At 59.5% G+C, this 13172-nt stretch carries 11 protein-coding genes and 1 pseudogene; 3 read left to right on the plus strand and 9 right to left on the minus strand.

Going from position 1 to position 13172, the window contains the following annotated elements; all coding sequences use genetic code 11:
* Positions 1 to 125: 125 nt before the first annotated feature.
* Positions 126 to 2252 (minus strand): hypothetical protein, encoded by a 2127-nt coding sequence (locus QRN38_RS06005; protein WP_226992691.1) that lies wholly within the window; start codon positions 2250 to 2252, stop codon positions 126 to 128.
* Between the two features lie 258 nt (positions 2253 to 2510).
* Between QRN38_RS06005 and QRN38_RS06010 the strand changes: the two genes are divergently transcribed.
* Positions 2511 to 3260, plus strand: coding sequence for a response regulator (locus QRN38_RS06010; RefSeq protein ID WP_007244755.1), 750 nt, complete (start codon positions 2511 to 2513; stop codon positions 3258 to 3260).
* Positions 3257 to 4291: a sensor histidine kinase gene (locus tag QRN38_RS06015; RefSeq protein WP_005765836.1), complete on the plus strand. Its 1035-nt coding sequence runs from the start codon at positions 3257 to 3259 to the stop codon at positions 4289 to 4291. The genes QRN38_RS06010 and QRN38_RS06015 overlap by 4 nt, the downstream gene beginning before the upstream one ends.
* A gap of 200 nt (positions 4292 to 4491) precedes the next feature.
* Here the strand turns inward: QRN38_RS06015 and QRN38_RS06020 are convergent.
* From QRN38_RS06020 to QRN38_RS06055, 8 genes and pseudogenes are all read right to left on the minus strand, one after another.
* A pseudogene (locus QRN38_RS06020) lies at positions 4492 to 5555 on the minus strand (AI-2E family transporter).
* A gap of 91 nt (positions 5556 to 5646) precedes the next feature.
* Entirely contained in the window at positions 5647 to 6477 is an 831-nt protein-coding gene (locus tag QRN38_RS06025; RefSeq protein WP_024666989.1) for a DUF4892 domain-containing protein, read from the minus strand.
* Positions 6478 to 6616: 139 nt separating this feature from the next.
* Positions 6617 to 7471 (minus strand): alpha/beta hydrolase, encoded by an 855-nt coding sequence (locus tag QRN38_RS06030; RefSeq protein ID WP_005765844.1) that lies wholly within the window; start codon positions 7469 to 7471, stop codon positions 6617 to 6619.
* A complete protein-coding gene (locus tag QRN38_RS06035) occupies positions 7468 to 8277 on the minus strand; it encodes an alpha/beta fold hydrolase (RefSeq protein WP_054090901.1) in 810 nt (269 codons plus the stop codon). The genes QRN38_RS06030 and QRN38_RS06035 overlap by 4 nt, the downstream gene beginning before the upstream one ends.
* Positions 8278 to 8396: 119 nt before the next feature.
* On the minus strand, positions 8397 to 8840 hold the full coding sequence (locus QRN38_RS06040; protein WP_005618719.1) for a hotdog fold thioesterase: 444 nt from the start codon (positions 8838 to 8840) through the stop codon (positions 8397 to 8399).
* Between the two features lie 67 nt (positions 8841 to 8907).
* Positions 8908 to 9363 carry a phosphohistidine phosphatase SixA gene (sixA, locus tag QRN38_RS06045; RefSeq protein ID WP_057418878.1) on the minus strand — a complete coding sequence of 152 codons (456 nt, stop codon included), beginning with the start codon at positions 9361 to 9363 and terminating at the stop codon, positions 8908 to 8910.
* Positions 9360 to 9650, minus strand: coding sequence for a DUF4389 domain-containing protein (locus QRN38_RS06050; protein ID WP_230678149.1), 291 nt, complete (start codon positions 9648 to 9650; stop codon positions 9360 to 9362). Before QRN38_RS06050 ends, sixA begins: the two co-directional genes overlap by 4 nt.
* Before the next feature lie 93 nt (positions 9651 to 9743).
* A complete protein-coding gene (locus QRN38_RS06055) occupies positions 9744 to 10769 on the minus strand; it encodes an NAD(P)H-dependent glycerol-3-phosphate dehydrogenase (RefSeq protein ID WP_057418879.1) in 1026 nt (341 codons plus the stop codon).
* Between the two features lie 320 nt (positions 10770 to 11089).
* Between QRN38_RS06055 and QRN38_RS06060 the strand changes: the two genes are divergently transcribed.
* Positions 11090 to 13015, plus strand: a complete 1926-nt coding sequence (locus QRN38_RS06060) for a response regulator (RefSeq protein WP_007244762.1) — start codon at positions 11090 to 11092, stop codon at positions 13013 to 13015.
* Positions 13016 to 13172: the final 157 nt, after the last annotated feature.

Genomic DNA, 13172 nt, shown 5'->3' on the forward strand with positions numbered 1-13172 from the left:
CCCCCTGCACTGCTGTTACACCACAACTGCAATGTCCTTAGAGCACGGTCCCAAGGTCGGCACCCTGAAAGATGCCGACCTACTGAAACCCACACCCCTGCGACGCTATAAAACAGCGCTATCTATTACTGAGCATCGCCAGTTTCCAGCCCGCTGTCCTCACCGGATATACAGGTCGTGCGAGAGCTTGCAGAGCAAAAGGTCGAGCCCGTTTTTCGACTGATCCGGACGCGTGTTGAATGAGAGCCTCGCTGTCCGCTGTCTTTGGACAACTCATAGGTAAAAAGTCCGCTGCCGTTGGTAACAGGCTCTACAAGATCCGCATAAGGCACCTTGAATTCAATACCCTGTGCCACGTGCTCGGGAGTCACGGTAATCGGATCAAAGGTAAACTCCGTTCCGGGTATCAGCATCGTGCCATCCCTATCACTGTATCCCCGCCAACTGAACACGACGGTATCACCCGGTTGCATGTCGGCAGCATTGCCTGGCATCACAACATCGATACCCTCCCACGGCTTGCTACCACAGTTGATGAACGGTTCGTCTGCCGGACTTCCACTCCAGCGTCCAGGAAACTCCACATCGACCAATCCCTTGATGGGAATGATAGTGACACTCACCTCGGTGAGGGCGGATTGCTGTACGTTTATGCCGTTCGAAGTGGTGTAGTAGATCGGCAGCTTCTCGTTGTATCCCCCCCTGACAATATCCGCCCACGCAACTTCAAAGGCGACCGTTGCACCGGGCGACTCAGTGGTCAGCGTTATTTCACTGACAGGATCACTCAAAGTACCCCAGTAAAGTTTCAACACCTGCCCTGCTTGGACTTCGTTATAGAGTTGCAGTTGCGCCGTGGCAGACAAACCCAGATCGGCCTCCGTCAGTTGATTATCCGGCGCAGACGAATTCCGACTTTTTACGACCACCGGGGGGAGATTTATGTTTACAGGATCAAGCCCGACAGGGGGCGGGCCAGCCACACTGAAGTTAACGTTCACTGTCAGTCTCGGCGAAGGAGTCTTCGACACTCCACGCACGACGTTGTAGCCAACCTCAAAGGTGCGCGCATTGTCTGCACCTTGCGCTGACAACGTGGCCCAATGGATCGGGAAAACCATCGGAAAGCTAGACACCGGCACCAGCGGTAGCCGGGTGTTTTCCCATACAACTTCTATCTGGTCTGCTTCAGGTTTCGCATTTTCATAACTGGGCGCAGGAATCTCGACCTCAACGCCTAACAGAGCGTCGGCTCTGTCGATCCACCCATCGAACGCCAAGTCGACCTCTGGAGTTTGAAGCCCAGCAGGGCCAGGATTGAGATCAACCTCTATATAGGTCGCACCCGAATAAGCCCCAAAGTTACCCGTGCGATCTTGATAACGGTAGACAACCGCTATTCTTCCCTGAGACAGCGTTTTGACAAAGTCGGCTTCGAGGCGGACAACCGGATCACCCGCTTCCGGGACTACATCGTCTACCGTAATTGGTTTGCTCGTAATGGGTTCAAATGGATCACTCTGGCGGGAAGTGAGCAATGAGGGCACCCATGAAATAAAAAAATTATCACCCGCTAACATGTCCTTGGTGCGCGAGACCGAAATATCCAGGTAAGCATTGTCGTTCAGGTATTGAAGCGTCAGACCGTTCGTCACCACCTCGACAGGCAGTGTAGGAGGCGGGCCTTCGTCGCCCTCATTTGGCGGAACTTTATCAACGGTGAATTGGAGTTCTGACGAGTCAGCCTCGTTGCCATCATATTGGGTATAGTGATATGAAAATAAATAACGCCCTGCCTCTTTAATGACGTCCACGGGGACTATAACTTCAACATCGGAGGGGCTGTCCAGCACGTTTGTCTGAAGGTGACTGCCGTTAACCTTATACTCGAGTGTTTCACCATAACCGTATTCTATGAAATCAGATCTTGGAAGAGTCAGCGTCAGAGGGTTTTCCCATTGAGTCTTTGGCCACAGGGTTCGATCATCGCCCGAAATTGGTAGCAAAGCACCCAATGCCACTGGCGCAGCTTCCAGCCTATAATTTCTTTCGCGAGAACGCTCAAGGCGCTTCTTGCGTACCGCCTGGCGGACCTCTTCAGCCGTTTTTTTTTCTTCGTGCAAGTCCATTTGTCGTTCTCCATAACGATCAGCCGCCATCAAGCCCTGGCGGCAACAGGCACAACCGCAACCGCAACCGCTCACCGGACGTTTAAGCCAGCCGAAACCGGAGAGATCACGGGTTTCCGTCATGCTAGCTAGCAACCTAAGGCTTAATCAGGGCACCGCGATACTGGTAGAAGTGCTAGCTAGACAATCTTCGTTTTAAGGCGTAAGCGTCGTGGTTCGTTCACTCATCTCTATGTATCCGTATCGATACATTCACGACATCCGCCTGACATCGGCCAGCGTCACCCTACCGCCGAGCCTCACGGCGAAGTAGCATGAGCGGCAGCGTTGATCTTCAACAGCGGCCAGACAACGGCGGCACACGCAGGCGACAGACGCACTATGCAAGCACTTCCCGAGAACACCCTTGATGCCACATCGACCGACCAGCGCTGGAGCGTGCGGGCGCTGATCGTCGATGACGACGTGGCCATTCGCGAACTGCTTTGCGACTACCTGACGCGCTTCAACATCAATGCCCGCGGCGTGACCGACGGTTCGCAGATGCGTCAGGCACTCACCGATGAAACCTTCGATGTGGTGGTGCTCGACCTGATGCTGCCCGGCGAGGACGGCCTGTCGCTGTGCCGCTGGTTGCGCAGCACTTCGGACATTCCGATCCTGATGCTGACCGCACGTTGCGAACCGACTGACCGGATCATCGGCCTGGAGCTGGGTGCCGACGATTACATGGCCAAACCGTTCGAACCGCGCGAGCTGGTCGCGCGCATCCAGACCATCCTGCGCCGGGTACGCGACGAACGCAGCGATCAGCGCACGACCATTCGCTTTGACGCCTGGCGCCTGAACAGCGTCCTGCGTCAATTGACGGCCGCCGACGGGCTGGTGGTGCCGCTGTCCAACGCCGAGTTTCGCCTGTTGCGCGTCTTTCTCGAACGACCGCACAGAGTCTTGAGCCGCGAACAGTTGCTCGATGCTGCAAGAGGCCGCTCGATAGAGGCGTTTGATCGCAGTATCGATTTGCTGGTTTCGCGCCTGCGCCAGAAACTCGGCGACGACCCGAAGAATCCGCAACTGATCAAGACCGTACGCGGTGAAGGCTATCTGTTCGATGCCAGGGAGCTGGGTTGATTCGCAGGTTCGACACCCTGTTTGCGCGGCTGTTTGGCGGTGCACTGCTGGCTATTCTGCTTGCGCACTTGCTGGCCTTCATCTGGTTCACGCAATACGGCATGCGCCCCATGCCGCCGCCAAGGCCTGACTTCGAGCCTGCGCACGGCCAATTTGATGACAGGCCGATGCACAGGCCGCCGATCCTGGGGGGGCCGGCGATAGTGCTGTTCTTTCAGTTCATCACTATGATCATCGCCGCGTGGTATGGCGCCAAGGCACTCAGCCGTCCGATACAGCGACTCAGTGACGCCGCCGAGCGCCTGAGTGAGGACCTCGACAGCCCGCCATTGGAAATCAGCGGCCCCAGGGAGGCGCGTCAGGCCGCGCAGACGTTCAACCTGATGCAAAGCAAAGTGCGCGACCAGATGCAGCAACGTGGACGCATGCTGGCGGCGGTGTCCCATGACCTACGCACACCGCTGTCGCGGCTTAAACTGCGCGTTGAACAGATCGAGGAACCCAGACTGCACGGCCAGATGACACAGGACCTCAACGACATGATCAGCATGCTCGATGCCACGCTCGCCTACCTCAACGAGCATCGGCGCACCGAGGGCTTGCAGCAGTTTGACCTGCAGGCGCTGATCGAGTCCCAGGCCGAAAATGCCCAGGACAATGGCGACGACGTGCAGTACGAGGGGCAGTGCAAACCGCTCAGGACGCAACCGATGGCGCTGCGCTCGTGCCTGCAGAATCTGGTCGACAATGCGCTGCGCTACGCCGGTAGCGCGCGCATCGTGATTGAAGACAGCGCAGATCACGTGCGCGTGTCGGTGGTTGATCACGGACCGGGCATTGCGCCGGAGTTTCACGAGACGGTGTTTGAACCGTTCTACCGCCTGGAAAGCTCGCGCAATCGCAACTCCGGCGGCATCGGCATGGGCATGAGCATCGCCCGCGAGGCTGCGCGCCGCATCGGCGGGCAGTTGTCGCTGGCGCAGACCCCGGGCGGTGGTCTGACGGCGGTACTGGACCTGCCGCGCCTTTGACGCACTGAGTATCGCGCCCTGTACAAAGCCTACATCACCACGACAACTGACAGCAGCCGACGGGTATAAAACTCCGCGGGAGTGAGCGTGCTCACGAAAGCGATTGTCCATGCGCCCTGTTTCTTAGACGTGTGTGACTATCGTACCGATGCTCCGCCTCGGCACGATCGTCAGTTAGATTTGCATATAATGATAAGTGCTTAGCGCGGGTTACGCGCCCGTTCACTGCCAACCCAGTCCGTCAACAGGCTGTACGCCACCGCCAGCAGGGTCGGGCCGATGAACAGGCCGATGAAGCCGAACGCCAGCAGCCCGCCAAACACCCCCAGTAACACAATCACCAGCGGCAGATTGCCGCCCCGACTGATCAGGTAAGGCTTGAGCACGTTGTCCACGCCACTGATGACGAACATGCCCCAGATGCCGAGAAATATCGCCATACCATACTCGCCATACCATACTCGCCCTGCCAAACCAGCCAGGCGGTTGCAGGCAACCAGACCAACGGCGGGCCCATCGGGATGAGGCTGAACAGGAAAGTCAGAATGCCCAGCACCAGCGCTCCAGGAATGCCTGCGATCAGAAAACCGATCAGCGCGAGCAACGCCTGCGCCGCTGCGGTGCCAATCACACCGTTGACTACCCGCTGCACCGTGCCTGCAACCAGGTCCAGATAATACTGCGCCCTGTCACCGATCAAGCGTTCCAGCAGGCTCAACACGAACGCCGCCAGACGCGGACCGTCGCGATAGAAGAAAAAGGCGAAAACGATACTCAGAGTCAGCTCGAGGATGCCGCCACCGATCTGCGCGCTGCGCGCCAGCAACCAGTTGCCGACCTCGCCCAGGTACGGCTTGACCGTGGTCATGAACGCCGCGCCCTGCTGATCAATGGTGGTCCACAACCCCACCAGGCGCTCGCCCACCAGCGGAATACCCGCCAGCCATTGCGGCGGATCAGGCAGCCCGTCGACCTGTATATCCTTGATCAACGCCGTGGCGTCACGCACATGGTCGGCGAGATTGAAGCCCAGCCAGACGAGTGGTGCCGCGACCAGCAACATCCAGCACAAGCACATCACCAGCGCAGCCAGCGACTCACGGCCCTTGAACCAGCGCGTCAGCAAACGCATCAACGGCCAACTGGCAAACGCCAGCACCGCGCCCCAGACCAGCGCCGACCAGAACGGTGCCATTACCCAGAGACAGGCGCCGAATAGCGCCAGCAGCAGAATCTGCACCAGCAAACGATCATTGTTGAACATGCGGCATCCATCAGAAGGGCTCGGAGGTAGCGAGCATAAAGGCGAACAGGGCTGGCGTCAGCCGTTGTTCGCCATGTTCGCCAATCAGTGACTAGCGGATGACCTCGATTTTCAGCCCTTTGCCATCGAGCGCCCCGGTTTCCAGCCGGGCAGCGCGAACACCTTTGCCGATCAACGCGTCACGCCAGGCACCTGCGCTGACGCCGGACACGATCAAACGCAGTGAACTGTCGAGGTTGAGGCCGCGAGAAACCAGCGTGACCCAAGCCTCTTGTGGCTCGCCGGCAAGCCGGGGCAGTTCCAGCTTGCCGGTGCTTTTCAATTGACGCAGCAGCGTCGCCGAGGTGGGCAGCAGCTCGCCCAGTGGCGCAGCGGCTTCGAACTGCTCGACGTGCAGATAGGCTCGACGATTGCCGCGGGTAATGCTGTAGAGCGCCACCAGAGTGTCATTGCGGGGCTCTGCCATGCGCAACAGCAGATACGCCTGCCGGTCGTCCGCGCCGAACAGCTTGGCGTTGCCGAACACTTCGTTGGCCCACAGGCTGCTTTCTCCGCAGTCGCGTGCCTGACACCAGAACAGCAATTCAGCGCCCTGCTGCTGCAAGGCTTCGCGCGCGGCGGTAAAAGCGTCGTCGGACGTATGTTCGGCAGGTAACTGATAGGTGACCGAGGTCAGGTTGCCGCGCGCGCTGACCTGTCCGTCGAATCGCAACTGGCCACTGATCTTGCGGATCGAGCCCATCGGGTAGACACGCTCCAGTTCGGCGACGGGACGGTAGTCAACGATCTCGGCATCGGCCAGACGCGGCACAATGTCCAGATCACGGCTGCCTTCCAGATCGGCGGCGCTGAGTGCGCTGCTGAACAGGCCGCTGAAAATGACTGCGCACAACGCGGCGACTGGAACACGTGTTAAAAGCATGAGTGCTCTCATCGGCAGGCAAGCGTAAAGAAAGGATGTGGGTAATCGCCTGCAAGGCGATCATGGCGGGCTGCGGGTTGATCCATCACGGTTGACTCCTGTTTCAACCCGCCCAGCGTCGGCAGTTGCCGGCCTCAAGTCAAGAAGCAGCGAAAAAGCGATTGATACAGTGTGCAACAGAGCGCGCTCCCTCCTCGTCGTCCAGGTGCAAATGATGCCCGCCGGGCAGCCGTGCAACGTCAAACGGCAGGCCGGACAGCAGCTCGTGTTTTTTCGCCAGCATGCCGTCCGACGCAATCACCAATTGTGTCGGACAGCGAATGCCGTGAACGAACGCCATCGCCTGGCGCTCGGTAAACCGTATCGCTGAGGGCAAAGTCAGGCGGCTGTCGCTGCGCCAGGTATAACCGCCCGGCACCGGCATCAAACCCCGTTGAGCGAGCAGTTCGGCCGCCCCACGACTGACCGCCAGCATGCCTTTCATGCGCGCCTGAACGGCGCGCTCCTGATCCCGATAGACCGGTTTTTTCTTGTTCGACAGCGCCAGTTGCGCCTGCAAGGCTGCGCCCATACGCTCGGCGGCAGACTGGGGGTCACCGGTCAGCGGCACAAGCCCGTCAATCAGAGCCAAGCGCGTAACCCGCTCGGGCAGCGAACTTGCGAGCAACACCGCAATGATCGCGCCCAGCGAGTGCCCTAACAAGGCAAAGCGCTGCCAGCCCAGTTGTTCGGCGACCTGCAGGACGTCAAACACATAGTCGGCCAAGGCATAGGCAGCACCCGCCGGGCGATGATCGGAGTGGCCATGCCCGGCCAGATCCAGCGCGACGATCCGCAAACCGTCAAGGTGCGGGGCCAGCCGGGCAAAACTGTTGGCGTTGTCGAGCCAGCCGTGCAGCGCGATGACCGGCTGGCCGTCTTCAGGGCCGAACAGATGGGCCGCCAGCTCTATATGCCCAAGGTTCAAGCGCACTTCCTCGACAGCCAGCCTCATGCGCCCGCCCGTTGCAGCTGTCGCGCATCCCAGCGTGCGAACAGCGATTTGAGTAACTGCGCCGTTTCATCGGGGCGTTCCAGTGGAAACATGTGCCCTCCGGGCATGGACAGGTATTCGCCATCGCGCATACGCCGGGCCAGATAGCCATGATGCGGCATGATGACCCGGCTGTGCTTGCCGCGCACCATCGCCAGCGGCACCTTGAGCTGACGCGACGGCAACGGGCTGGTGTGGGGAATGCTGCGATAGATGCTGATCTCTGTCGCCGGATCGAAGCGCAGACGCAGTTGCTCACCGTCCTGCTGTAAGCCGTGTTGCAGGTACGCCGTCAGGCAGTCGGGGTCGAACCGGCGAAACAAGGTTTTGCTGGCAAAATAAGTACGGGCCGCATCAAGGTCGGCGAAGGCCTCACGACGGCCCAGTGTGCGACCTGCCGGGGTGATGCGGTCAATGAAACCCAGGCGTTTGGCTGCGCGGATGAACAGCTTGTCCGCCAGCCCCAGCACCGGAGAATCAAGCATCACTACCCCACGGTACAGCTCAGGGCAACGCAGCGCGGCATGAAAATGCAGCACTCCGCCAAGCGAGTGCCCCACGCCCCATACCGGACCGGCCTGCTCGCGCAGGTGATGGATCAGCTCATCCACCAGGTTCAACCAGTTGTCATCCACCGGAAAACGCGGGTCGTGAGCATGCAGCTCAAGGTGGGCTACTTGATATTCCGGCGCCAACGCGCAGAACAACTTGCCGTAAGTGGCGGAAGGGAAGCCGTTGGCGTGAGCGAAGAACACCGATTGCGACATGCCACTACTTCCAGAGGCCGTATGAGTCGCAATTGTGCGCAGCCGCCTTGCGCAACGGCAATGACTGGAACTGCCATCACAGACGGCACTCCGGCCATCGCGTACCGAACCATACATACTCAGCGGGCAGGCGGCTCCTGGCCATGCGGCACGACTGCCACGGTCAGTCGCGAAATGCAGCTCAACTTGCCTTCGTCATTGCTGATGCGGATGTCCCAGACGTGGGTGGTACGGCCGATGTGCACGGGACGCACGACCCCAGTCACGCGCCCGGTACGCACGCCACGCAAATGGTTGGCGTTGACCTCGATCCCGACGCAGAAGTGCGTACCCGGATCGACCAGCAGATAGCTGGCCATCGAGCCCAGTGACTCGGCCAGCACCACTGACGCGCCGCCGTGCAGCAGCCCGAACGGCTGGTGGGTACGTTGATCGACCACCATACTGGCAGTCATCGAGTCTTCGGTGAACGACTCGAAACGAATGTCGAGCACTTCGCCGATGGTGTTTTTCTGAGCCGCCATGAGGGCTTCGATGTCGGGAGCCTGACGCCATATGCTCATGTCAAATCCTTTTTAGAGTGGGTTACGCTTGCTTCACAAGCGCGAGGTCGATGTTCGGACAGCCTGTTCAGACGTGTCGAACGCTGTTGAGTGTCAGGGTGCCGGCCGCCACGAATTCGCCTTCCAGCTCGGCCAGGCTGGCAGTGCTCATGGGTTCGGCCTGCTGCGCGCTGCCATGCACCAGCACGCCCATCAGTTCACCCACCAGAGGCTGATGACTGACCAACAGCACGTTGTCGACACCCAGCGTGTCGAGCTGTGCCAGCACCTGACTCGGGCTGCTATCCGGCGTCAGCCAGGGCACTGTCACCACCGGCGCGTCGAAACCCAACGACTGACGCACCAGTTCTGCGGTCTGCTGGGCGCGTACATAGGGGCTGGCGAGAATGCGCTGGAGGGGCTTGCCGGTCAGATGCAGGGCGCTTTTCTGCACTTCCTCGCGGCCATGCGCCGTCAGCTCGCGCTCGGCGTCGCTGCGCGCACGGGACTGGGCTTCGCCATGACGCAACACCCAGACCTTCACAGTCTGGGCTCTTCGTCGCGAACCGGGTGCGGCGCAGGCGCGACGTGATGCGCGGCTTCACCGTTCGGGTCACGGGGTGCAGGCCAGTCGGCAAACGGCCAAGGCTTCTGATCACTGTGAAACGTACCGAAACGGCCAATCTGCGCCAGATACTGGCTCAGGCTGTCGCCGAAGTTCATCAGGCTGCCACTCGGCGCGCCGTAGATAAGGCGATACCCCAGTTGCACCAGCACCACGCCCGCCAGCACGATCTGGGCCACGTGCCACACACACAGAAACAGCAGCATCCAAAGGATACGCAGAAGGATCGATTCGTTATCAGCAGTTTTCGACTCGTTCAAAACCTTCTCCCTGATGAAGTTGAATGGAGCAAATTGAATTCAATTGAAGCCGGTAATCGAAATAAAATCGACGTCGGTCTTCGGCTCGGCACGCATCAGCGCCTCGATGACCTGACTGAGCGTACGGCCTTCAAAAAGAATCGCATGCAGTCCCGCGACCAACGGCATGTAGGCCTGAACCTCCTGCGCCTTGACCTTGAGCACCTTGAGGGTGTTGACACCCTCAGCCACTTCGCCCAGGCGAGTCACCGCTTCTTCCAGCGAGAGGCCCTGCCCCAAGGCAAAACCGACCTGATAATTACGGCTTTTGGGCGAGGAGCAGGTCACGATCAGATCGCCCACCCCCGCCAGCCCCAGAAAGGTCATCGGATTGGCGCCCTGACTCACAGCAAAACGGGTCATTTCCGCCAGCGCACGGGTAATCAGCATGCTCTTGGTGTTTTCGCCCATGTCCAGCGCCACGGCCATACCGGCAATGATCGCGTAGACGTTCTTCAATGCCCCACCCAGTTCGACGCCAAACCGGTCGTTGCTGGCATAGACCCGGAAGGTTCGCCCGTGCAGGGCAGCCTGAACCTGCTGACACAGGTCTTCATCTTCACTGGCCACCACGGTGGCAGTCAGGGCGTGCTCGGCTATTTCGCGCGCAAGATTGGGCCCGGACAACACGCCGATACGCGCCTGGGGGACAATTTCTTCAAGAATCTGACTCATCAGTTTGAAGCTCTGCGCTTCAATACCTTTGGTCAGGCTCACCAGCATCTTGCCGCTCAGGCGCTCGATATGCGGCGACAGCACGGAACGCAACGCACTGGAGGGCAAGGCGACGAAGATCAGTTCGCTGACCTCGAGCGCCGCGGTCAGGTCGGTTACCGGCTCGACCTCAGGGCGCACCTTGATGCCTTTGAGGTAACGAGGGTTTTCGCGATTGACGCGAATCGCCTCTGCCTGCTCCGGATCGCGCATCCACTGACGAACCTGATGACCGTTTTCGGCCAGCAGATTTGCAATGGCGGTACCGAAGCTGCCGCCACCAAGAACCGCTACGGGCTGCTGCGTGGTCATAAAACTATCCATCCAGGGCCATCAAATGGCGATGCTGGCATTATACGGAGCGCTGCGCCACGAGCCAGCACCAAAAAGCAGCCAGCAACATGAAGAGAGATGATCTGCCACAAAGATGGCCTTCAAGGGCCGTACGTCTTTACCAGGCAACAAGTTGGCTGGAAAGCCGCGCCATCTCGGTTAACATGCGCGCACTGCACGAATTATCGCCACGACCGGCTTGTTACAGGGCCAGGACGATGCGCGACCACTGAGCGAACAGGCATGGATGCATCAAGCGTAGTTCCGGCGTATCGTCTTGCGTGCAAGGCGCGCCGCCGATGAAGTTCCGTCAATGGGATATCAATACCCGCACCCAGATCATCAGCCTCGGCCCTGCCCTGTTGCTGACCGTTATGCTGATCAGCTTCTTTACGTTCGTGCGGCTTCAGGACCTGCGTCAGGAGCTCAATCACACCGGGCAGCTCATCGCCAATCAACTCGCCCCGGCGGTCGAACCCGGCGTGACGGCAGGCGACATCGACGGGCTCAAGTCGCTCATGCGCGCAACCCTGTCCATGCCCAGCGTGCGTTATGTAGAAATACAGGACGCCTCCAACACCGTCATGGTCTACATCGACCAGACCCGCGAAAACGAGCATCAGCCCAGGCAGATGGAAATCTTCCAGGCGCCCATCCGTCACCAGCGCGCAGCGGCGCACACCGCTCCCGCAGCACGCAGGGAAACGCAGGACGCCGCGTCGCCCGACTATCTGGGTCGCGTACTGGTGGGCATGTCCAGCGAGGCGTTCAATCGACGCCAGCAGGAGATACTGCTCAAGGCAGGGATTCTGGCGTTGTGCGCCCTGCTGTTCACCTTTCTGCTGGCCCGACGCCTGTCATTGAGCCTGTCCAGACCTATCAGCGACATGGGTGAAGCCCTCAAGGCCATTCAGCAGGGCGACTACCACACACCCATGCCGGTCAGCGACGACGCCGAGCTGGGAGCGCTGGCTCGGCATATCAATAGCCTGGCGGAGAACCTGCACCGCACCAGCCTTGAACAGCAGCGCTCGGTGGCGCAACTGATCCAGACCCGCGAAGAAGCCGAACGGGCCAACCGCGCCAAGTCGGATTTTCTGGCGATGATGAGTCATGAGCTGCGCACCCCCATGAACGGCGTTCTGGGCATGCTGCAACTCATGGAAACCACGCGCATGACCGATGAGCAGAGCGAGTACGCGACGCTGGCCACCGAGTCCACCGAACATCTGTTGAAGGTCATCAACGACATCCTCGATTTTTCCCGCATCGAGCGCGACGCTCTGCAAATGGAAGGCATCGCGTTCAACCTCGCCGAACTGGTCAGCGTCTCGACCCATGCGTTCAACCACAGTGCACTGCAGCGCAAGCTGTTGCTGGAACTGCACGTCCAGCCGGGCCTGGAGGCAATGACGGTGATCGGCGACCCGACCCGCATCCGTCAGATCCTGGTGAACCTGATCGGCAACGCGCTGAAATTCACTGAAGAAGGCAAGGTCTGCGTCGAAGCCGACTGGTTGATGCTTGACGATGAACAGCTGCGTTTTACCTGCAAGGTGCATGACAGCGGCATTGGCATCGATGCCGAGCGACTGGAGTCCATGTTCGATGCCTTCAAGCAGGCAGACAGTTCGATTTCCAGACGCTATGGCGGCACCGGGCTGGGGTTGCCGATTGCCCGTAAGCTGGCGGAACGCATGGGCGGCACGCTTTACGCAGAAAGCGTGGAAGGTGCTGGATCGGCGTTCACCCTGCAGATCGCTCTGCCGGTTTCGCGCTATGTTTCGGTCGATGTCGTCCCGCCGCCATCTGCACTCTATGCGTATGGCAAGGAGCGCAGCATATTGCTGGTCGAGGACAACCCGGTAAACCGCACCGTGGTGCAGGCCATGTTGCATAATCTGGGCTGCAAAGTGGATGTCGCGGTCGATGGTGTCGACGCCGTCATGAAAGCCGGTGCAGGAAACTACGCGCTGATCCTGATGGATTGCCGACTGCCGGTCATGGACGGTTATGAGGCCACACGCAAAATCAGGCAACTTTCCGGACTGGAAAGGATCCCAATCATCGCCTTGACTGCCAACGCGCTGCATGGGGATCGGGACGCCTGTTTACAGGCAGGGATGGATGATTATCTGCCGAAGCCGTTCAAACATGCTGATTTGCAGCAGGTTTTGCAGCGCTGGTTGTCCTTTCAAGCACCTGCGACTGGCGATAAATGTTAAATTGCGGCAGTCTTGGTTACCCCATCGGCCAGCAAAATCGGCTGGATGACAAAATTCAGTGTACAGGTGTACTTTGATTTCACCTGAGCTGTGACTTTCATTACAACGCAACAGTCTATGAGTAGGCTGCCGGACAGGGTCCTGGCGAATTGGTACG

The organism is Pseudomonas sp. CFBP2511 (assembly GCF_030209255.1).
Classification (GTDB): Bacteria; Pseudomonadota; Gammaproteobacteria; order Pseudomonadales; family Pseudomonadaceae; genus Aquipseudomonas; species Aquipseudomonas avellanae.

What these genes read in the sequence shown, in the direction of transcription:
- QRN38_RS06055 (WP_057418879.1), bottom strand. Translation starts at nt 10,769, where the DNA reads ATGACCACGCAGCAGCCCGTAGCGGTTCTTGGTGGCGGCAGCTTCGGT.
- QRN38_RS06060 (WP_007244762.1), top strand. Translation starts at nt 11,090, where the DNA reads ATGAAGTTCCGTCAATGGGATATCAATACCCGCACCCAGATCATCAGC.
- QRN38_RS06050 (WP_230678149.1), bottom strand. Translation starts at nt 9,650, where the DNA reads ATGCTGCTGTTTCTGTGTGTGTGGCACGTGGCCCAGATCGTGCTGGCG.
- QRN38_RS06030 (WP_005765844.1), bottom strand. Translation starts at nt 7,471, where the DNA reads ATGAGGCTGGCTGTCGAGGAAGTGCGCTTGAACCTTGGGCATATAGAG.
- QRN38_RS06010 (WP_007244755.1), top strand. Translation starts at nt 2,511, where the DNA reads ATGCAAGCACTTCCCGAGAACACCCTTGATGCCACATCGACCGACCAG.
- QRN38_RS06025 (WP_024666989.1), bottom strand. Translation starts at nt 6,477, where the DNA reads ATGCTTTTAACACGTGTTCCAGTCGCCGCGTTGTGCGCAGTCATTTTC.
- QRN38_RS06035 (WP_054090901.1), bottom strand. Translation starts at nt 8,277, where the DNA reads ATGTCGCAATCGGTGTTCTTCGCTCACGCCAACGGCTTCCCTTCCGCC.
- QRN38_RS06005 (WP_226992691.1), bottom strand. Translation starts at nt 2,252, where the DNA reads ATGACGGAAACCCGTGATCTCTCCGGTTTCGGCTGGCTTAAACGTCCG.
- QRN38_RS06040 (WP_005618719.1), bottom strand. Translation starts at nt 8,840, where the DNA reads ATGAGCATATGGCGTCAGGCTCCCGACATCGAAGCCCTCATGGCGGCT.